This window comes from Micromonospora sp. RB23, assembly GCF_053585025.1.
In genome coordinates, this window is record NZ_CM132111.1 from 6039828 (window position 1) to 6060192 (window position 20365).

A 20365-nucleotide genomic window follows, 5' to 3' on the forward strand; every position below is an offset into this window, starting at 1 on the left:
ACAGTAGGAAATGCCGACATAACTGAGACGCCCCTTCTCGGTATGTGGATGCCCCTTGACGCTGCTCGCAGCCTGGCCCACTCTTCCTACCAACTAAGTAGGAATACTGCGGATTGGATGGACGATGAGACGCCTCCCCCTGCGCCGGCTGGTCACCCTGGCCACCCTCACCGCCCTCGGCGCGGCGACCCTGGGCAGCACCGCCGCGTGCGGCGACGACAGCGAGGGCGCGGGGGGCAGCTCCGGCCCGGTGACCCTGCGCCTCGGCTACTTCCCCAACATCACCCACGCGCCGGCCGTCGTCGGCGTGGAGAAGGGCATCTTCGCCGAGAAGCTCGGCGCCGACGTCAAGCTCGATCCGAAGACCTTCAACGCCGGCCCGGCCGCCATCGAAGCCGTCTTCTCCGGCGCGTTGGACGCCACCTACATCGGCCCGAACCCCACCGTCAACGCGTTCTCCAAGTCCAAGGGCGAGGCGGTCCGGGTCGTCTCCGGCGCGGCCTCCGGCGGCGTCGCGCTGGTCGTCAAGCCCGGCATCAACGGCCCGCAGGACCTCAAGGGCAAGAAGGTCGCCACCCCGCAGCTCGGCAACACCCAGGACGTGGCCGTCCGCTACTGGCTCAAGCAGCAGGGGCTGACCACCACCAAGGAGGGCGGCGGCGACGTCAAGATCGTGCCGCAGGAGAACGCCCAGACGGTCGAGACGTTCACCAGCGGCGCGATCGACGCCGCCTGGGTGCCCGAGCCGTTCGTCTCCCGCCTGGTCAACGCCGGCGGCAAGGTGCTCGTCGACGAGCGGGACCTGTGGCCGGACAAGAAGTTCGTCATCACCAACCTGCTGGTCAGCACCAAGTTCCTCAAGGCGCACCCGGACGTCGTGCAGAAGCTGGTCGACGGTCAGGTCGCGGCGAACGAGTTCGTCAACAGCAAGCCGGACGAGGCCCAGCAGGCCATCTCCGACGCAATCGGCAAGATCACTGGCAAGCCGCTGGACCTCAAGCTGATCAAGCAGGCGTGGCCGACGTTGGAGTTCACCAACGACCCGATCCCCACCTCGCTCAAGGCCGGCCTCGACCACGCCGTCGAGGTGGGGCTGACCGAGCCGGTGGACCTCAAGGGCCTGTACGACCTGACCTACCTCAACAAGTCGCTCAAGGCGGCCGGCAAGCCCGAGGTCACCCAGCCATGACGTCGACCACGACGACACCGGACAGCGCGACCACCGCGGTCGCGCTGTCCGGCGTGACCAAGGTGTACGGGCGTGGCGCGAACGCCGTGCTGGCCCTGGACGGCGTGTCCCTGGACGTCGCGCCAGGCGAGTTCGTCTGTCTGGTCGGCGCGTCCGGCTGCGGCAAGAGCACCCTGCTCAACCTGGTCGCCGGCCTGGACCGGCCCAGCGGCGGGCAGATCGGGCTGGCCGGCGACGCCAACCCGGGGCTGATGTTCCAGGAACCGGCGCTCTTTCCGTGGCTGACCGTCGAGGCCAACGTGGAGGTGCCGCTGAAGCTGCGGGGCCTGCCCCGGGCCGAACGCCGCGACCGGGTGGCCGAGCTGCTGCGCACGGTGCACCTGGCCGAGTTCGGCCGCAAGCGTCCCCACGAACTGTCCGGCGGGATGCGGCAGCGGGTCGCGCTGGCCCGCACCCTGGCCCTGGACACGCCGGTGCTGCTGATGGACGAGCCGTTCGGCGCGCTGGACGCGATGACCCGCGACATCCTGCACGACGAGCTGGAACGGATCTGGTCCGAGCGCAAACTCTCGGTGCTCTTCGTCACGCACAACGTCCGCGAGGCCGCCCGGCTGGCCGACCGCATCATCCTGCTCTCCAGCCGCCCCGGCCGAATCATCTACACCGCCGATGTGAACATCCCACGGCCACGACGGATCGACTCTCCCGAGGTCGCCGCGATCGCCGCCGAGGTCACCGAACGACTCCGTACGGAGGTGGGCCGACATGGCCAGTGACACCCTGACCAGCACGGCGCGCTCCGACGCGGAGATCACCGGCCTGGACGCGCTGGAAATCGCCGGCCGAGAGAAGGAGATCTCTCGCGGTCGGCGGGTCTGGGCGGGCACGTGGCCCAAGCTGGCGGCGCTGGCCATCGCCATCGGGATCTGGCAGGTCGTGGTCTGGACCGGATGGAAGGACCCATGGGCGCTACCAGGCCCCGGTCCGGTCTTCGCCGACCTCGCCGACTACGCCCTGAGTTCGGCGCTCTGGGAGGGTTTGGCCACCACCGCACGCCGGGCGGTGCTGGGCTTCGCCGCCGCGGTGACCGTAGGGCTCGTACTCGGTCTCGCAGTCGCCCGGTCGAAGATCCTGCGGGCCGCCCTCGGCTCGATGATCACCGCGTTGCAGACCATGCCGTCAATTGCCTGGTTCCCGCTGGCGATCCTCCTGTTCCAGCTCAGCGAGCAGGCCATCTTCTTCGTCGTGGTGCTGGGCGCGGCGCCGTCGATCGCCAACGGGGTACTGCACGGAGTGGACTACGTGCCGCCGTTGTTGATGCGCGCCGGCCGAAACCTGGGCGCCCGAGGGCTCAACCTCTACCGGTACGTCATCGCCCCCGCCGCGCTGCCCGCCATCGTGGCCGGGTTGAAGCAGGGCTGGGCCTTCGCGTGGCGCAGCCTGATGGCCGGTGAACTGTTGGTGGTCATTGCCTCCCGGACCTCCATCGGCGCTCAGCTCACCTACGCCCGGGACTTCTCGGACGCGGAGCGGCTGATGGCCATCATGATCGTCATCCTGGTCGTCGGCCTGGTCGTGGACGCGGCGTTCGGCGCGGCCGACAAGGCGATCCGCCGTCGTTGGGGCGTACTGGACCAGGCTGGTCAGTGACGTGTACGTCTCCGCGCGCAGCGACTACGCGCTCCGGGCGATGCTCGCCGTCGCCGCCGCCGCACCGGGCGGCGACGGTGTCGGCGAGCTGGTGAAGGCGGGGAGCCTGGCCGAGGTTCAGGAGATCCCGCTCAGTTTCCTTCAGGGCATCCTGCTCGACCTGCGCCGGGCCGGCCTGCTGCACAGCCATCGCGGCGCCGACGGTGGGTACGCGCTGACCAGGCCGGCCACCGAGATCACGGTCGGGGACGTACTGCGCGCGGTCGGTGGATCGCTCACCACCGTGCGCGGCCTGCCCGCGGATCGGGCCGGATACCACGGGGTGGCGGCCGGGCTCACCGACGTCTGGCTGGCGGTGCACGGGGCGATCGCCACCGTCGTCGACAGCACCACCCTCGCGGACCTGCTGGTCAACAACCACCCCGACCTCGCGCCCTCCTAGCCCCGCGATCTTGCACTTTCTGCGGCGACAAAGGGGACGTATCACATCAAGTCGACGACCGAAACTGCAAGATCGACGAGGTGGGCGCACGAACTGGGCGCACACGGCGACACGTGGCGACACGTGGCGGTGTGGTCGGGCCGGTGCCCCGCCGGCCCGACCACACCTCGTACCGATCCTGACCGTGCCTGCCCCTCCGCCGGCGACGGTCGGCCGGTCGCTGCTCAGCCCCGGTGCTCGACCACCGGACCGGAGCCCGGGTCGCCAGGACTGCGCAGCTCCACCAGACCGGCGGGAGCGTTGCCCGCCGTGGTGGCATGCCAGGGGCCGAAGGCCGCGACCATGGCGAGGAGCAACCCGGCGAGCCCGACCGCGAACACCAGGAACAGCTCGCGCAGCGCCCCCGAGCCGGCTTCGCCCGCCATGGCCGCTCCTCCCCGTACCGGGCCCCCCGCCCGGCTCCCCCGCTGGTCAGCTTCGACCACCCTGAAGCAGGGCACAGTCGGCCAGCCGACCCAATGGAGGCTGATTACCGATTCAGCCGAACGGCCAACCGGCGGGAGACAGCACGACGGCGACGGGGCGGGAAACGAACCGACCCGCCCAGCCGGAGCGGGACGGGTCGGTGCTGCGGAGAGGATCAGACCGTACGCGGGCGGCGCGGACGACGGGACCGGCCCGACGCGCGGTGCGCGGAGCGGGGCGCGCCGTCCGTGGTCGAGCCACTGGCGGCCCGTCCCCGGTTGGCGGCGACCGGCGGGGCGGCGATGGTGACCGGCACGCCGGAGGGCTCACGGGCCCCGGTGACCCGGGCCAGCGCCCCGTCACCCGGACGCACCTGGACCGACTGCGGCCGGATGCCGGCGGTGGCCATCAGCCGGGACACGTCGCGGCGCTGCTCGGGCAGGACCAGCGTCACCACCGAACCGGACTCGCCGGCGCGGGCCGTCCGACCGCCCCGGTGCAGGTAGTCCTTCGCCTCGGTCGGCGGGTCCACGTTGACGACCATGTCGAGGCCGTCCACGTGGATGCCCCGGGCCGCCACGTCAGTGGCGACCAGGGCGGTCACCTGACCGTTACGGAACTGCTCCAGGATGCGGGTGCGCTGCGGCTGGGACTTGCCGCCGTGCAGCGCGGCGGCGCGTACACCCTTGGAGAGCAACTGGCGGGCGAGCCGATCGGCGCGGTGCTTGGTGCCCATGAACAGAATGGTGCGACCCTCACGGGCGGCGATGCGGGTCAACGCGTCGGGCTTGTCGAGCGCGTCGACGTGCAGCACGTGGTGGGTCATCGCGGTGACCGTGGCGGTGCCGGGGTCGACCGAGTGGGTCACCGGGCTGCTGAGGAAGCGGCGGACCAGCCGGTCGACTCCACCGTCCAGGGTGGCGGAGAAGAGCATCCGCTGACCCTGCGGGGCGACCTGCTCCAGGAGCTTGGTCACCTGCGGCAGGAAGCCCATGTCGGCCATCTGGTCGGCCTCGTCCAGCACGGTGATCTCAACCTGGTCGAGCCGGGCGTCGCCGCGGTTGATCAGGTCGTGCAGCCGGCCGGGGGTCGCCACGACCACCTCGGCGCCGGCGCGCAGCGCGTCTGCCTGGCGCTGCAACGACAACCCGCCGACGACGGTGGCGCAACGCAGACCGACGGCGCGGGCGTACGGGGCAAGCGCGGTGGTCACCTGCTGGGCCAGCTCACGGGTCGGCACCAGCACCAGGGCCAGCGGGCGGCCCGGCCGGGCCTTACGGCCGGCGGTGCGCGAGAGCAGGGGAAGCCCGAAGGCGAGCGTCTTACCCGAGCCGGTACGACCCCGGCCGAGCACGTCCCGGCCCGCGAGCGAGTCGGGAAGAGTCGCCGTCTGGATCGGGAACGGCTCGGTGATGCCCTGCGCGGTCAGCGCGCTCAGCAGCGCCGGCGCCAGACCGGTATGGGCGAAAGACGGAATAACTGTGGTCACGCAGAAGCCTTCCTCGACGCGGCACGTGTCGAGGGAGGGCGCCGAAGTCGGCGCTGTCAACCGGCGGCGCAAGGCAGCCAGGACTCACAAGCACGAACCGATTGGAGTACGGGCCGGCCCGCCGCCGGGCCGGCGCCTGCGGAGGCAGGCGGCGGCGAGGCGGGCCGGTCCCGTCACCGTCACACCCGGAGGGCGCGACAGGTAATGCTGACCGATCCGAAGATCAGATCGGACGGATGTTCTCCGCCTGCGGGCCCTTCTGGCCCTGGGTCACCTCGAACTCGACCCGCTGGTTCTCGTCCAGGCTCCGGTAGCCGGAGGACTGGATCGCCGAGAAGTGGGCGAAGACGTCAGCGCCGCCGCCGTCCGGGGTGATGAAGCCGAAGCCCTTGTCAGCGTTGAACCACTTCACGGTGCCAATAGCCATGTGTTTCGTCTCCTTGACGGAACGTCGGACTCGCACTTGTTGCGTGCCCGAAGAGGAGCGCTCCGCGCGGGGATGCGCGAATCGCCTGTCGCTTCTGGTCGCCCCGCCCGGAGAACTCCGGACACAACAAAGAGCGCCTGGGGCCACAATCCCGCCAGGCGCACACAGAGTCTCTGGTAACCAAAACTGCAACCCGGTCAAGGTACCACGGATTTCCCCGTGATGGTCAAACTCGGGTGGAATCCACGGGCAAATGAGCGATCATGGCGGTGAGCCCGGTCACATCCAGCAGGTCGGTGGGACGGACCGTGACCCCCTCGCGTACGTAGTGGAACGCCGCGCCGACCCGCTCGACCGGAACACCTGCCAACTCGGCCCAGGCCAGCCGGTACACGGCCAACTGCACCGCCGCCACCTGGGCCGCCGGACCGGTGGGACGCGCACCCGTCTTCCAGTCGACCACGTCGAACCGGTCGCCCGGCCGGGCGAAGACCGCGTCCATCCGCCCCCGGACCACCACACCCGCGATCACCGTGGCGAACGGCACCTCCACCTCGACCGGCACCCGGTCGGCCCACTCGCTCGCCAGGAAGCGCTCCTGAAGCTCGACCAGGGCCTCGTCCGGCGCGGCGTCCGCGTCCGCCGCACCGGGCAACTCGTCCACGTCGAGCAACCGGTCAGCGCCGAAACGCTGTTCCAGCCACGCGTGGAAGGCGGTACCCCGGCGGGCGTACGGATTCGGCTCGGTGGGCACCGGACGGCGCAGCGTACGGGCCAACGCCGCCGGGTCACGCCGCAACGCCACCAGCTGGGTGACGCTGAGCTGCCCGGGCAGGGCCACCTCGACCGCGCCGGAGAGCCGGGTCAGCTCGGCCCGCTCGCCCAGCAGCAGGTCCGCCTCCTGCCGCCAGCGCGCCACCTCCGGATCGGCCTCCGGCTCGACCGCCTCGACCTGCCCCGCCGGTTCCCCATCCGATCCGATCGACAGCACCGGCCCGACCGGCCCGGGCAGCGCCGAGGCCGGACCATCCGTCATCAGTCGGCGGACCAACCCGGCCGCCTCGGCCAACGCCGGCCGACGGCCACCCAGCGGGTCGGCCGGCCACTCCGCGCGCAGCACCACCTCGGCCGTCGGGTTCGTGGCGTCCGGGGTGGGCTCCGGCGCCCACGCGTCGACCAGGTGCCCGGGGCCGCCGTCCAGACAGGCGTCGTACACCTCGCGTAGGAAGACCGACGGACCCCGCGGTCGCTTCGTGCCCTCCCCCCACCAGTACCCGGAGCACAGCAGAAGCCGGCGCGGTCGGGTGACCGCGACGTACGTGAGCCGGCGCTCCTCGCGCTCGTCGTGAGCCCGCCAGGCATCGGTGAAGTCGGCCACCGCCCGGGCCACGGCGCGCTGGTCGGCCGCCTCGTCGAGCGCCAGCTCGGGCAGCCCGTCAGCGTCACCACGCAGCGGGAACGGCAGCACGCCCAGACCGCCCAGCCAGTGGTCGGAGTTGCGCACCGGACCGGGCCACGACCCACGGCACAGGCCGGCCACCGCCACCACGTCCCACTCCAGGCCCTTGGCGGCGTGCGCGGTCACCACCTGCACCGCGCCCTCCACGACCTCGACCTCACCCGGTGCGAGACCGCGCTCCTCGTCCTCGGCCGCGGCCAGATAGGACAGGAAACCGGACAGCGTCGCGCCGGGTGTCTCACCGCTGAACCGGGCCGCCACGTCGGCCAGGGCGTCCAGGTGACCCCGGGCCAGGCCGGCGTCGCCCGCGCCGTCGCGGCCGGCGCGCACCGCGACCTCCACGTCCAGGCCGATGGTCCGCTCGATGTCCGCGATCAGATCCGGCAACGCCTGGTCCAGGCGGTAGCGCAACAGCGCCAGCTCGGTCCCGTACGCCCGTAGCCGCGCGAACCCCTCCGCCGAGTACGCCTGCGCCGGCCCGAGATCGGCCAACGCCTCCACCAGGGTCGCCTCGTCCAGCAGGTCCGGGCTGATGTCCGAGTCCTCGTCGACGGCCACCTGTTGGCGAGCCTTCGCGATGCCCCGCGCCCGCCGGTGCAGCGCCACCAGGTCCCGCGGCCCGATCCGCCACCGCGCGCCGGTGAGCAACCGCAGGAGCGCGGCCCCGTCGGTCGGGTCGGCCAGCACCCGCAGCGTGCACACCACGTCCCGCACCTCGGGGGTGTCGAGCAGGCCACCCAGCCCGACCACCTCCACCGGAAGGCCGCGCTCGCGCAACGCCGACTCGATCGCCGGGATCTGACTGCGGACGCGCACCAGGACGGCCGTCGTCGGACGCTGCGCCACCGGGATGTGCTCGGGCGCCGCGCCGGGCATCCGGGCCGCGCCACGCCAGGCGGCGAGCACACTGTCGGCGATCCACGCGGCCTCGTCGGCGTACGTGTGCAGCAGCGCGCAGTGCACCGTGCCCCCGGCCGCCCCGCCGGGGCTGCGGTGCGGAATCGGGTCCCGGACGGTCAGCGCGGACCGCAGCTCCGGAACCCGCGCGCCGGCCGCCCGCAACGGCGTGGACAGCGCGTTCGCCACCCGCAGGATCTCCGGACGGTTGCGCCAACTGGTGGTCAGCCCCAACGCCCGCGCCGGCTCGCCGTCGGACCGCGCGAACTCGGTGGGGAACCGGTCCAGGGTGCCGGCGCTGGCTCCCCGCCAGCCGTAGATGGACTGGCACGGATCACCCACCGCGGTCACCGGGTGCCCGCCGCCGAACAGCGCGTTGAGCAGCACCACCTGGGCGTGGCTGGTGTCCTGGTACTCGTCGAGCAGCACCACCCGGAAGCGGTCCCGCTCGATCTCGCCGACCGCCGGGTGATCCCGGGCCACCCGGGCCGCCCGGGCGAGCTGGTCGGCGAAGTCCATCGCCTCGAAGTCCAGCTTGCGTCGGGCGTACGCCCGCACCAGCGGCAGCAGCCGCAGCCGGGTCTGTTGCAGGGTGAGCGCCTTGCGCACGTCGGCGTAGACCCGGCCCGGGCGCGACTGCACCTCGGCGAAGAACCGACCCGTCCAGGCCGCCAACTCGTCCGGGCCGACCAGGTGCTCGTCCAGCTCTCCGGCGAGCGCCAACACCGCATCGGTGATGGTGCTCGGCATCCGGTCCACCTCGGACATGTCACCGTCGTAGTTGCGCACCAGCAGGTCGACCAACTGCCAGCGGGACGCCTCGGTCAGCAGCCGGGTGGACGGCTCGTAGCCGGCCCGCAGACCGTGCTCGGTGACGATCCGCCCGGCGTACGAGTGGTAGGTGGAGACGGTGGGCTCACCGGCGAGCGGGTCGTCGAGCGGGTCGCGGTCCTGTCGGCCGACCCTGCGGATCAGTTGGTCGAGCCGGGTACGGACCCGGTGTGCCAGCTCACCGGCCGCCTTGCGGGTGAAGGTCAAGCCCAGGATCTGCTCCGGGCGCACGTACGAGTTGGCCACCAGCCAGACCACCCGGGCGGCCATCGTCTCGGTCTTGCCGGACCCGGCGCCCGCCACGACCAGCAGCGGCTCCACGGGGGCGGCGATGATCGCGGCCTGTTCCCGGGTGGGCGCCGGCAGTCGCAGCAGCTTGGCCAGCTCGACAGGCGTGTACCGGGGGCCGGAGTCCGCGAGCCGGGGCGTCGGCGCGGGACCCGCGCCGAACAGGGTGGGCTGGGTCACCGTGTTGTCTCAGTTCGGGACTGCGGGGCTCGCAACACCGGCTCACTCCTCGCCCTCACTGTGCCATCTCAGTTCGGGACTGCGGGGCTCGCAACACCGGCTCACTCCTCGCCCTCACGGATTGTCCGGGGGACGGACGGTCGGCGGCTCGACCACCTGGCGTCCCTGCCCGGAGACCGGGCAGCTGGTCCGCACCGGGCAGACCCGGCACTTCGAATTGGCCACGGCGGCGAACGTGGCGGCTGCCATCGTATCGGCGGTCCGCCGGACCAGCGCCGTCGCCCAGCCTGCCGCCGGGCCCTCCCCCGCCGCCGGCTGGTTCTGTTCCCGGGCGTCCTTGGTGGAGGTGCCGAGCTGCACCAGCGCCGCGCCACCGGACTCCTCGCCGAACTCGGCGAACGCCCCCGCCTCCACCGCCGCCTGGTACGCGCCGAGCTGCGGATGCTCGGCCAGCTCGCTGCCGGTCACCGCGGTCGACTTGCCGGTCTTGAGGTCGATCACCACCAGCCGGCCGGCCTCGTCGACCTCCAGCCGGTCGACCCGCCCGGTCAGGTCGACCGGGCGCTGCGGGTCGTCCAGGCGGACCGCGAACTCGTGCTCGATGGCGAGCAGCCGGCGCGGGTTGGTGGCCAGCCAGCGCAGCAGCTTGTCGACCATCGCCTCGGCGCGCTCGCGCTCCGGGCCGGCCATCCACCGGGCGGCCAGCTCGATCGCGTCGAACCGGGCGGCCACGTAGTCGAGCAGGGCGCCCCGGTCGGCGCTGGCGTCCTCGGCGAGCATCGCGGCGGCGTGCACCAGGTTGCCGACGCCCTGCGCGGTGCTGGTCGGGCCGCTGCCCCCGTGCCGTTCCAGCAGCCAGCGCAGACTGCACCGCAGCGCGCTCTCCATTGCCGAAGGGGTGACCCGCACCGGCTCCCCGTCGTCGACAAGGGGTCGGTCGTCGGAGAGCGCGCGCAGCCCCCACCAGTCGTCGGGGTGCGCGCCGGGCACTCCGGCGGCGGCGAGCCGCGCCAGCTCGGCCGCCGCGGCGCGTCGCCGGGCCGCCGGCGCGGCCGGGTCGATGATGGCGGTACGCAGCTCGGCGACCAGCGCCGGCAGGGTGAGCGCCCGTGGCGGCCGGGTGACCGGCAGCGCACCGGGTTCGGCCGGCCCGTCGTCCCCACCGGCCAGAGCGTCGCCGCCACCACCGGCGGCGGCCGCGTCCGTGGCGGCCCCACCGTCGCCTACCCCGCCGTTGCCGGCCGCGTTGGCGGCGGCCACCCTGTCGCCGGCCGCGCTACTGGTGGAGGCGGCGGCGGTGGCAGGCCCACCGCCGGGCCCCCCATCGGACGGCCCGGTGCGCGGGCCCGGTGGGGCGGTCGGCGGGGCGGGCGGGCTCGGCGGGGCGGTCGTACCCAGCTCGTGCAGGAACCGGCTGGGCTGCTCCTCGTGGTCGTCACCACCGACCGCCGCCGACGCCACCGCGCTGACCAGCAGGCGGTGCCGGGCCCGGCTGATGGCGACGTGGAACAGCCGGCGCTCCTCGTCGAGCAGCGCCGAGGTCTGGCCCACCACGGTGGCGGCCCGGGCGCCCCCGACGGACCGGCCGGCCAGGACGTCGACCAATCGTTCCGAGCCGAGCAGGCTGCCACGCAGGCGCAGGTCCGGCCAGATGCCCTCCTGCACGCCGGCGATCGCCACCAGGTCCCACTCCAGGCCCTTCGCGGCGTGCGCGGTGAGCAGTCGTACCGCCGCGCCCCGGTCGGCGGTCGGCGCGATGGTGTCCGCCGGCAGGTCCTGGGCGAGCACGTGGTCGAGGAAGACCTCGGTGCGCGCGCCGGGTAGCCGGTCGGTGAAGCGGGCCGCCGCGTCGAAGAGCACCAGCACGGCGTCCAGGTCGCGGTCGGCGGCCTCGGCCCGCCGACGTCGGGCCAGGTCACCCTCGCCGGCCACCGGCCGGCCCTGGGCGATCGCGCCGGCCCAGCGTTCGGCCAGGCCGCTGGCGTCCCACACCTCCCAGAGGACGGTCTCGGCGGTGGCGCCGGGTTGCGCGGCGGCGTCCCGGGCGGTGGCGAGCAGCCCGGCCACCGCCTGCGCCGGCTCCGCCCAGCGGCGGTCGATGCTCGCCAGCTCCGTCGGATCGCGTAACGCCTCGACGATCAGCTCTCCGGACGGACGGCGGTCGCCCCCGGCCAGCGCCAGTGCGCGCAGCCCCTGCCGTAGCCGTCGTTCGGCCAGCGGGTCGGCGCCGCCCAGCGGGGAGTGCAGCAGCGCGACCGCGGCCTCCTCGTCGAGCCGGTCCGGTTCGAGGGCGCACCGCAGCAGGAGCAGCAGCGGCGCCACCGCGGGTTGCAGGTGCAGCGGAAGGTCCTCGCCGTGCACCACGGTCGGCACGCCGGCGGCGTGCAGCGCGCGTTGCAGGGTCGGCAGTTGCAGGGCGGTGGATCGCACCAGCACCGCCATCCGCGACCACGGCACACCGTCGAGCAGGTGGGCCGAGCGCAGCATGTGGGCCAGCCAGGCGGCCTCGCTGGTCGCCGACCGGAAGGTGTGCACCTCGACCACACCGGCCGGGGCGTCCGGCAGCGGCCGCAGCCGGCGGTGCGCCGTCGGACCGCGGAGTCGGCGGCCCAGCCGGGCCATCGCGTCGAGCAGGACCGGCCCGGCCCGGTACGACGTGCTCAGCAGCACCTGCGCGGCCGGCGCTCCGGAGGCCGTCCGGAAACGGTGCCGGAAGGTGGACACGCCGGCCGGGTCGGCGCCCCGGAAGGCGTACGTGGAGGAGTCGGGGTCGGCGAACGCGACGAGCGGCTTGCCACCGCCGGCGATGACCGAGAGCAGTTCGAGTTGGGCGGGATCGGTGTCGGCCAGCTCGTCGACGTACACGTGGGCGAGGCGGTGGCGCTCGGCGGCCAGCAACTCCTCGTCGTCGCGCAGCAGACCGGTGGCGGCGCGGACCAGCTCGGCCGGGTCGTACGCGATCGAACCCCGGTTGCTGACGTCGCGCAGCGCGAGCACCTCGACGTACTCCCGCAGGAAGCGCGCAGCGGCCGGCCAGTCGGCGCGGCCGAGCCGCTCGCCCAGCCGGGCCAGGTCGCCCGGGCCCACACCGCGTTCGGCGGCGCGCATGAGCAGGTCACGCAACTGACCGGCGAAGGCCCGGGTGCGCAGTGCCGGGCGCAGGTCGGTGGGCCAGCCGACGGGGTCGTCCTCGGGCGTCTCGCCCACCACGTCGAGCAGCTCGCGGATGATCAGATCCTGCTCGGGGCCGGTCAGCAGGCGGGGTGACGGCTCGCCGCGCTCGGCGGCGGCGCGGCGCAGCAGCCCGAAGGCGTACGCCGGGAAGGTCCGCACCAGCGGCTCGCGCAGCACCCGGTAGCCGTCCTGCGCGACCCGGGCCTCGATGCGCTGGCGCAGCGCGGTGGCACCGCGGCGGCCGAAGGTCAGCACGAGGATCCGTTCGGGGTCGACCCCCTCGGCGATCCGGGCGGCGACCGCCTCGACGAGGGTGCTGGTCTTGCCGGTGCCGGGTCCGCCGACGACGAGCATCGGCCCGTCGCTGTGCCCGACGACCTCGGCCTGGACGGGATCGGCGTGCCAGCTCGGGCCCGCCGACCCGGTCGTGTCGGTGCGGGCGCCACCGTCACCCGGCGCGTCCCCGTCCCCCAGCGCCGGCCCTCCGGGCCGCCGCACCAACCGGTACGCCTGCATCACCAAATCCCATCACCTCCCTACGACAGCAACCCCACCCCATGCCGCCACGCCGGTCGTGAGGGTGGTGGCACGACACGCCGACGGCCCTGCCGCCACCCGCACGACCGACGAGGTGGCCCGGAGTCAGGGTAGGTGGGACTCCAGCGCCTTCAGAGCCTCGGGGACCGTGGCGACCACGGTCAGCAGGTCGAGGCCGGCCGGTTTGAGGAAGTGCTGGTCGGTGATGCTGTGCAGCCAGTCCAGTAGGGGCCGGTAGAAGCCGTCGGCGTCGATCAGCACCATCGGCTTGCTGTGCAGGGCGAGGGTGGCGGTGGTCCAGACCTCGAAAAGCTCGTCCAGCGTGCCGAGGCCGCCGGGCAGGGCGATGAACGCGTCCGACCTGTCGATCATGAGGGTCTTGCGGTCGGCCATCGAGTCGGTCACCAGCAGCTCGTCCGAGGCCAGGTCGGCGACCTCCAGGTCGACGAGCGCCTGCGGGATGACCCCCACCGTGCGCCCACCGGCGGCCCGGGCGCCGTCGACCACCGCGCCCATCATGCCGACGCAGCCACCGCCGCTGACCAGCGTGTGCCCGCGCCGGGCCAGCTCCGCGCCGGTCTCGGTGGCGAGGTCGAGCCAGCGTTCGTCGAGGGTACGGGAGGAGGCGCAGAAGACGCAGACGGCCGCCATCAGTTCTCCCGGGGCCGGTCGGCGGTCTGCTCGGCGGCGGCCTGTTGGTCGGCGCCGGTACGCGCCACAGCCTCGTCGCGGACCGCCTCCTGCTCGGCCGAGAGCGCCGCCTCGGCCTCGACGATGTGGCGGACGGCCGCGTTCACGTCGTCGGTGAGGCAGATGAGGTCCAGGTCCACCGGGCCGATCTTGCCGTCGGCGGCCATCGTGTCGCGCAGCCAGTCGAGCAGCCCCTGCCAGTAGGCGACGCCCATCAGCACGACCGGGAACCGGGTGACCTTGCCGGTCTGCACCAGGGTCAGCGCCTCGAAGAGCTCGTCCATGGTGCCGAACCCACCGGGCAGCACGACGAACGCCTGCGCGTACTTGACGAACATCGTTTTGCGGGCGAAGAAGTAGCGGAAGTCGATGGCCAGGTCGACCCAGTCGTTGATGCCCTGCTCGAACGGGAGCTCGATGCCGAGCCCGACGGAGAGCCCGCCGGCCTCGGTGGCGCCCCGGTTGGCGGCCTCCATCACGCCCGGCCCGCCACCGGTGATCACCGCGTAGCCGGCTCGGGCGAGCGCGCCGCCCAGCTCCTCGGCCAGCCGGCACTCGGCGGTGTCCGGACCGCTGCGCGCCGAGCCGAACACGCTGACGGCCGGCGGCAGGTCGGCGAGGGTGTCGAAGCCCTCGACGAACTCGGAGAGGATCCGCAGCGCGCGCCAGGCGTCCCTGGTCTTCCAGTCGCCGCGTCCGCGCGAATCCAGCAGCCGCTGATCGGCGGTGCTGTTCGGGATGGCACCCCGACGCAGCGTGACAGCGCCCCGGTGCCGCTCCTGTCCGGGACCGCGGCCGGCCTCCCGCCCGTTGTTCTGGCTCATGCAGCAACCGTAGTGGAGCCGCACACCGTCGGGGTCCGGGGCGGGGAGCCCGAGAAATAGTTCGCGATCAAGGGCAACTATTTGGCTTCCCCGTACGTCTTACTATTCACATACCGGGTATGCCCCGGCGCGCGCCTTCGGGGGAGGAGACAGCGTGATCAGCAACAGCGAGATGATCCGGATCCGTCGACAGATGCAGCGGCGGATCCGTGATGTGGTGGCCGAACGCCGCCGGATCCGCGCCCTCGATCCCGCCTTCTCGCCCGCCGCCGCCGGATCCGGAGCCGACCAAGAGGTTCGCGCCGCCGACAACGGGCCAGGCTGACGCGAACCTCTTGGTCACCGGCAACGGGGGTGACCGGGATCAGGCGGGCGCGAGCCAGCGGTGCAGGGTCGCCGCGCCGTCGCGGATCTTGCTGATCTCGACGTGCTCGTCGGGGTGGTGGGCCAGGTTGGGGTCGCCCGGGCCGAAGTTCAGCGCGGGAATCCCCATCGCCGCGAACCGGGCCACGTCCGTCCAACCCAGCTTGCCGATCGGGGCGGCGCCGACCGCCGCCAGGAACTCCTTCGCCGGAGCGGCGCTGAGCCCGGGCGGGGCGCCCGCGATCGAGTCGGTGACCCGCACCTCGAAACCGGCGAACACCTCACGCAGATGCGCCTCCGCCTCGGCCGGGGTCCGGTCGGGGGCGAAACGGTAGTTGACCTCGACCTCGCACAGGTCCGGGATGACGTTGCCGGCCACCCCACCGTTGATCCGTACCGCGTTCATGCCCTCGCGGTAGTCGCAGCCGTCGATGGTGACCCGCCGTGCCTCGTACGTCTGGAGGCGGCGCAGCACCTCACCGGCGCCGTGGATGGCGTTGACCCCGTGCCACGAGCGCGCCGAGTGGGCCCGTACGCCGGTCGTGGTCACGATGGACCGCATGGTGCCCTGGCAGCCCGCCTCGACGATGCCGTACGTCGGCTCCAGCAGCACCGCGAAGTCCGCCTCCAGCCACTCCGGGAACGCCTGGGCGACCAGGTTCAGCCCGTTGTAGCGCGACTCGATCTCCTCGGCCTCGTAGAAGAAGTAGGTCACGTCGTAGCGCGGGTCGGGCAGCGTCACCGCCAGGTGCAGCGCGTACGCGGTGCCGGACTTCATGTCGGAGGTGCCACAGCCGTACATCAGGTCGCCGCGCATGGTCGACGGGAAGTTGTTGTTGAGCGGCACCGTGTCGAGGTGACCGGCCAGCACGACGCGCTGCGACCGGCCCAGGTCGGTACGCGCCATCACCGTGTTGCCGTGCCGGTGGGTGGACAGGTGCGGTACGCCCCGCAGCACCTCCTCGACGCAGTCGGCGATCGCCTTCTCGTTGAGGGACACGGACTCTATGTCGACCAGTACACGGGTCAGCTGCACCGGATCGGCGAGGACCTCGGGGGTCAGCGGGTTCTCCATGGTTCGCACGGTACCTTCAGGTCTGTCAGCGCGAGGAGCGAGCCGAGGCCGGCGTGGCCGCGACCGAGAGGTGCAACAGTGACGTCCGCAGATTCCGCCTGGGGTATCGGCCTGGCCACCGTGACCGCCGAAGGTCAGGTGCTCGACACCTGGTACCCGACCGGGAAGCTGGGCCTGGGTGAGCTGCCGCTGGTCGCCGGCGAGGACAAGTCAGACGTGCTGGACCTGCCGCCGGGCGCGCTGGGCGACCGGCCGCTGCCGGGTCTGCGTACCGTGCAGGTGGTCACCGTGATCGGCTCGCTGGACGATCCGATCAAGGACGCCTCCGACGCGTACCTCCGGTTGCACCTGCTCTCCCACCGCCTGGTGCGGCCCAACCAGCTCAACCTCGACGGCATCTTCGGCAAGCTGGCGAACGTGGCTTGGACCTCCGCCGGGCCGTGCCCGCCGGAGCGGGTGGACGAGCTGCGGGTGATCGAGCGGGCGGCGGGCCGGCACCTGGCGGTGTACGGGGTGGACAAGTTCCCCCGGATGACCGACTACGTGGTGCCCGCCGGCGTGCGGATCGCCGACGCGGACCGGGTCCGGCTCGGCGCGCACCTGGCCTCCGGCACCACCGTGATGCACGAGGGCTTCGTCAACTTCAACGCCGGCACCGTCGGCACCTCGATGGTCGAGGGGCGGATCGTGCAGGGCGTGCTGGTCGGCGACGGCTCCGACGTCGGCGGTGGCGCCTCGATCATGGGCACGCTCTCCGGTGGCGGCACCGACAAGATCAGCATCGGCGAGCGGAGCCTGATCGGCGCGAACGCCGGCGTCGGCATCTCCCTCGGCGATGACTGCGTGGTCGAGGCCGGCTGCTACATCACCGCCGCCTCCAAGATCACGCTGCCGGACGGCCGCGTGGTCAAGGGCCGGGAGCTGTCCGGCGTCGACGGCCTGCTGTTCTGGCGCAACTCGGTGACGGGCGCGCTGGAGGCCCGCCCGCGCACCGGCCGCGGCATCGAACTGAACGCCGCCCTGCACGCCAACGACTGACGTACCCGCCGGGTCCGCGGCACTCGGCCGCGGACCCGACAGGGGTACGCCTCAGCGCAACCGGTACGCCTGGATGACCCGCTGCGTCACCGTGTTGCCGGCGGCGTCCCGCGCGGTGGCCCGTAGCGACGCGTAACCCGGTCCGGCCGGGTGCCGGACGGTGGCGGTCCACCCGTGCCCGCCGTGCCGGACGCGGGCGGGTTGCCAGGTGCGCCCACCGTCGTAGGAGACATCCACGCTCAGCCCGGTCAGGCGCGATGCCGGAGCACCGGGCTGCCGCTGCACCTGCACCGGGATGACCAGGCTCGTACCGGCCCGCGCCGCGTTGTCCGGACCGAGCGGCGGAGTGAACCGGATCGCCGACACCGGCAGGTACCGGTAGTCGTCGCCGGGCACGTGCCCGGACCGGAACGTCCACGCCGCGCTGACCTCGGTGCTCAGGTCGGTGAAGCTCCGCTTCGCCGACACCTCCAACCGGTAGTTCGCCGCGCCGGGCGGCACGGTGAACTGCCCGTTCCCCGGGTCCGGTAGCTCCTGCACCAGAACACCGTCGCGGTAGAGGGCGGTCCGGCCGGCGTCGGTGACCGACCCACCGAGGTGGCCGTCCGCGTCGCCGTGCAACGGAATGCTCACCTCGATCTGGTCGCCGAGGCGCGAGACGCCCTGGCCCGGCCAGCGCGGCGGCGGGAAGGACGGCCCGTACGGCGCGGTGTTCCACGTCTCCCGGGCGTGCTGGCCGGCCCGGTACGCCGTCGGATCGGCGACCAGCACCGCCTTCGTGTCCGGCCAGCCCTCCTCGGTCAGTACCCCGAAGCTGAGCTCCGAGGACCAGCGCACGCCGTTGGTGTTGTAGTGCTCGACGCGCTTACCGGGGACCGCCGTGGGCAGAACCGTGGCCCAGCCACCCACATCCGGGTCGAGGTGCGGGAAGACCACCCGCTCGGCGATCAGCCCGGGGTAGCCGCCCCGGAACTCGTGGGTGACCGTGGCCAGGTCCCGGGCGCGGTAGTTCCGGTCGAAGCCGGTCGGCATCCGGCCGGGGATCTTCTCGCTGAGCGCGTACAGATAGGGGCTGCTGGCCACCTCGGGCTTGCGCCACTGACTGCTCACCGTGGCGAAGAACCGTGTGCCGGACACCGCCCGGCCGAGGTTACCGGTGGCCAGGCCGGTGAAGTCGAACGCGAGCAGACCGAAGCCGTACCCGCCGTCGTCGGGGCCGACAAAGTACGCGCTGATGTCCACCAGGTCCGGTACGGCCGTACGCTCCGGAACGGTGGTCCGTACCGGCCGGGCCCGGCGCGCGTCGACGTTGACCGTGGCGTCGCGGTCGAACACCAGCTCGGGCTGGACCAGTTGGGTCGTGTTCTCCTCCCCGCTGAAGATGATGCTGGCCAACCCGTACCGGCCCTTGGGCACGCGGACCTCGACGGTGCCGTCCGGCTCGTACAGGTAGCGGGTGTCGTAAGTGTCCAGGTTGACCAGCGCCGTGAAGTAGTCGGCCGGCACCGCACCGTTGACGTCGAGGTGCCGGACGGTGAGCTGATAGCTCTCCACCTCCCGGTTCACGGCGACCGGGGTGACCGCCACGGCGGCTCCGGAGCGGGCCACGATCCGGCCGGTCCAGTAGCCGTCCGTACCGACCCGGGTGTCCACGGTGACCGTGGTGCCGGCGGTGCCGCCGCCGGGCACGGTGACCTGTCCCGCGCCGAGGGCGAACATGCCGGCCGGGGCGGGCTGACCGTCCGGGCCGGTCACCTCCAGGGTCAGGTCGAGAGTGAGCGGATCCGGGCCGTCGTTGTGCCAGTCGACCTGGCGGGTGACCGGAGTGTCGTCCTCGTGCGGCCAGGCCGGTTGACCGAAGGAGACGCTGACCGGCGCGCTGGTCACCCGCTGGGTGATCGCCCGGGCCACGTCGATACGGCCGGCGCCCTGCTGGAACGCGGTCTGCTCCGGGTGCGGCTTCGCCGAGGCCATCAGGGTCGCCTTGAGCTGGGTCGCCGTCCACCCGCTGTGCTGCTGGGCGAGCAGCGCCACCGCGCCGGTGACGTGCGGAGTGGCCATCGAGGTGCCGGAGAGCGCCATGTACTGCTCCCCCACCGGCTCGCCGAGGAGCGTGCCGTCGGCGCGGGCCGCGACGATCTCCACGCCGGGCGCGGTCACGTCCGGCTTCAGTCCGCTGTCGCCGACGCGCGGGCCCCGACTGGAGAATTCGGCGAGGGCGTCGTCGCGGTCCACCGCGCCGACCGTGAGCGCAGATTCGGCACTACCCGGTGAGCCGACCGAGCCGTCCGTACCGTCGTTGCCGGCGGCGATGACGAAGAGCGCGCCGGTCTGCGCGGTCAGCGACTCGACCGCCGCCTCCAGCGGGTCGACGTCGGGGGTGTCCGTGCCACCCAGACTCATGTTGATCACATCGGCGTGCTGGTCGACGGCCGCCCACTGCATTCCGGCCAGGATCGCCGAGTCCAGGCAGCCGTTGTCCTCGCAGACCTTGCCGTTGAGCAGCGTGGCATCCGGGGCGACACCGTGGTACTTACCGCCCGACGCGGCGCCGCTGCCCGCGATGATCGAGGCGACGTGCGTCCCGTGGCCGACCGTGTCGTCGGTGTCGGCGGCCTCGGTGAAGTTCTCCGCCTGGGCGATCCGACCGGACAGGTCGGGGTGACTGGCGTCGATGCCGGTGTCGAGCACCGCCACGCGGACACCGCGACCGGTGAAACCGGCCTGGTACGCGGCGGGCGCCCCGATCTGCGGCACGCTGTGGTCGAGGTTGACCTGCCGCCGCCCGTCGAGCCAGATCCGATCGGCGCCCCCCGCCGAGCCGATGCGGGCGCCGGTGCCGGTGAGCGCCGCCCAGACGGCGCTGGCTCGCTGCTTGTCGGCGGTGGCGGCGAACCCGCCGATGGCGGGCAGTTCGGTCGTGACGGTGAGCCCGGTCGGCGCCGCCGCCTTCCGGGCAGCCGCACTCGCGGTGACCAGCACGGGCAGGTCGTCCCGGCGCGCGTCGTCGTAGCCGGCGGCGATCAGCCCGGTCACGTCGAACAACCGCCGGTCGACCCGACCCGCGCGGACCAGGGGCAGGGCGTCCTGCGGCAGCACCGTCAGGTGGCCGTGGTCGCGTGCGGTGACGAACCGTTGGTCCGTACGCCCCGGGCCGGGGCGTACGGAGGCGGACCCGGAGTCGGTGACGGTGACCCGGTCACCGGTGAGCAGGGTGACGGTCCTGCCGGCGGGCGTACTCCCGGCGGCCTTCTCCACAGCGGTGGGGGTGCGCGGCGGGCTGGCCGTGGCGACCCCCGGGCCGGCCAGGACGAGGGCTGCCACGGCCATGGCAGCGGGAATCTTTC

General features: G+C 72.9%; 15 protein-coding genes. 6 read left to right on the top strand and 9 right to left on the bottom strand.

The window, feature by feature from the left end; all coding sequences use genetic code 11:
• Window positions 1–124: 124 nt before the first annotated feature.
• Genes ACTFTM_RS27495 through ACTFTM_RS27510 form a run of 4 tightly spaced genes read left to right on the top strand, consistent with a single transcriptional unit; the run spans window position 125 to window position 3281 of the window.
• Window positions 125–1189 carry an ABC transporter substrate-binding protein gene (locus ACTFTM_RS27495; protein WP_449563283.1) on the top strand — a complete coding sequence of 355 codons (1065 nt, stop codon included), beginning with the start codon at window positions 125–127 and terminating at the stop codon, window positions 1187–1189.
• A complete protein-coding gene (locus tag ACTFTM_RS27500; protein WP_449563284.1) occupies window positions 1186–1965 on the top strand; it encodes an ABC transporter ATP-binding protein in 780 nt (259 codons plus the stop codon). Before ACTFTM_RS27495 ends, ACTFTM_RS27500 begins: the two co-directional genes overlap by 4 nt.
• Window positions 1955–2839 (top strand): ABC transporter permease, encoded by an 885-nt coding sequence (locus tag ACTFTM_RS27505; RefSeq protein ID WP_449563285.1) that lies wholly within the window; start codon window positions 1955–1957, stop codon window positions 2837–2839. The genes ACTFTM_RS27500 and ACTFTM_RS27505 overlap by 11 nt, the downstream gene beginning before the upstream one ends.
• Before the next feature lies 1 nt (window position 2840).
• Window positions 2841–3281: an RrF2 family transcriptional regulator gene (locus tag ACTFTM_RS27510; protein ID WP_449563286.1), complete on the top strand. Its 441-nt coding sequence runs from the start codon at window positions 2841–2843 to the stop codon at window positions 3279–3281.
• 224 nt (window positions 3282–3505) lie between these two features.
• Here ACTFTM_RS27510 and ACTFTM_RS27515 read toward each other — a convergent pair whose 3' ends face one another.
• From ACTFTM_RS27515 to ACTFTM_RS27545, 7 genes are all read right to left on the bottom strand, one after another.
• Window positions 3506–3706, bottom strand: coding sequence for a hypothetical protein (locus ACTFTM_RS27515; RefSeq protein ID WP_449563287.1), 201 nt, complete (start codon window positions 3704–3706; stop codon window positions 3506–3508).
• A 215-nt stretch (window positions 3707–3921) separates the two neighbouring features.
• Window positions 3922–5235 carry a DEAD/DEAH box helicase gene (locus ACTFTM_RS27520; protein ID WP_449563288.1) on the bottom strand — a complete coding sequence of 438 codons (1314 nt, stop codon included), beginning with the start codon at window positions 5233–5235 and terminating at the stop codon, window positions 3922–3924.
• Between the two features lie 223 nt (window positions 5236–5458).
• Window positions 5459–5662, bottom strand: coding sequence for a transcription antiterminator/RNA stability regulator CspE (gene cspE / locus ACTFTM_RS27525; protein WP_101369720.1), 204 nt, complete (start codon window positions 5660–5662; stop codon window positions 5459–5461).
• A gap of 226 nt (window positions 5663–5888) precedes the next feature.
• Window positions 5889–9317 carry a UvrD-helicase domain-containing protein gene (locus ACTFTM_RS27530; protein ID WP_449563289.1) on the bottom strand — a complete coding sequence of 1143 codons (3429 nt, stop codon included), beginning with the start codon at window positions 9315–9317 and terminating at the stop codon, window positions 5889–5891.
• 114 nt (window positions 9318–9431) lie between these two features.
• Complete coding sequence (locus tag ACTFTM_RS27535; protein ID WP_449566749.1) at window positions 9432–13007, bottom strand: ATP-dependent helicase; 3576 nt, start codon at window positions 13005–13007, stop codon at window positions 9432–9434.
• Window positions 13008–13133: 126 nt separating this feature from the next.
• Window positions 13134–13679, bottom strand: a complete 546-nt coding sequence (locus tag ACTFTM_RS27540) for an LOG family protein (RefSeq protein ID WP_449563290.1) — start codon at window positions 13677–13679, stop codon at window positions 13134–13136.
• Entirely contained in the window at window positions 13679–14542 is an 864-nt protein-coding gene (locus tag ACTFTM_RS27545; RefSeq protein ID WP_449563291.1) for an LOG family protein, read from the bottom strand. Before ACTFTM_RS27545 ends, ACTFTM_RS27540 begins: the two co-directional genes overlap by 1 nt.
• A 154-nt stretch (window positions 14543–14696) precedes the next feature.
• Between ACTFTM_RS27545 and ACTFTM_RS27550 the strand changes: the two genes are divergently transcribed.
• Window positions 14697–14867: a hypothetical protein gene (locus ACTFTM_RS27550; protein ID WP_355050588.1), complete on the top strand. Its 171-nt coding sequence runs from the start codon at window positions 14697–14699 to the stop codon at window positions 14865–14867.
• A 39-nt stretch (window positions 14868–14906) separates the two neighbouring features.
• Here the strand turns inward: ACTFTM_RS27550 and dapE are convergent, their stop codons facing one another.
• On the bottom strand, window positions 14907–15980 hold the full coding sequence (gene dapE / locus ACTFTM_RS27555) for a succinyl-diaminopimelate desuccinylase (protein WP_449563292.1): 1074 nt from the start codon (window positions 15978–15980) through the stop codon (window positions 14907–14909).
• 78 nt (window positions 15981–16058) lie between these two features.
• Here dapE and dapD point away from each other — a divergent pair, with 78 nt between their 5' ends.
• A complete protein-coding gene (gene dapD, locus ACTFTM_RS27560) occupies window positions 16059–17018 on the top strand; it encodes a 2,3,4,5-tetrahydropyridine-2,6-dicarboxylate N-succinyltransferase (protein WP_449563293.1) in 960 nt (319 codons plus the stop codon).
• Window positions 17019–17069: 51 nt separating this feature from the next.
• Here the strand turns inward: dapD and ACTFTM_RS27565 are convergent, their stop codons facing one another.
• Complete coding sequence (locus ACTFTM_RS27565; RefSeq protein WP_449566750.1) at window positions 17070–20342, bottom strand: S8 family serine peptidase; 3273 nt, start codon at window positions 20340–20342, stop codon at window positions 17070–17072.
• Window positions 20343–20365 lie beyond the last annotated feature (23 nt).

Bases quoted from the DNA above. Each gene is read 5' to 3' on its own strand.
- ACTFTM_RS27495 (WP_449563283.1), top strand. From the start codon at position 125: ATGAGACGCCTCCCCCTGCGCCGGCTGGTCACCCTGGCCACCCTCACC.
- ACTFTM_RS27500 (WP_449563284.1), top strand. From the start codon at position 1,186: ATGACGTCGACCACGACGACACCGGACAGCGCGACCACCGCGGTCGCG.
- ACTFTM_RS27505 (WP_449563285.1), top strand. From the start codon at position 1,955: ATGGCCAGTGACACCCTGACCAGCACGGCGCGCTCCGACGCGGAGATC.
- ACTFTM_RS27515 (WP_449563287.1), bottom strand. From the start codon at position 3,706: ATGGCGGGCGAAGCCGGCTCGGGGGCGCTGCGCGAGCTGTTCCTGGTG.
- cspE (WP_101369720.1), bottom strand. From the start codon at position 5,662: ATGGCTATTGGCACCGTGAAGTGGTTCAACGCTGACAAGGGCTTCGGC.
- ACTFTM_RS27535 (WP_449566749.1), bottom strand. From the start codon at position 13,007: ATGCAGGCGTACCGGTTGGTGCGGCGGCCCGGAGGGCCGGCGCTGGGG.
- ACTFTM_RS27540 (WP_449563290.1), bottom strand. From the start codon at position 13,679: ATGGCGGCCGTCTGCGTCTTCTGCGCCTCCTCCCGTACCCTCGACGAA.
- ACTFTM_RS27545 (WP_449563291.1), bottom strand. From the start codon at position 14,542: ATGAGCCAGAACAACGGGCGGGAGGCCGGCCGCGGTCCCGGACAGGAG.
- dapE (WP_449563292.1), bottom strand. From the start codon at position 15,980: ATGGAGAACCCGCTGACCCCCGAGGTCCTCGCCGATCCGGTGCAGCTG.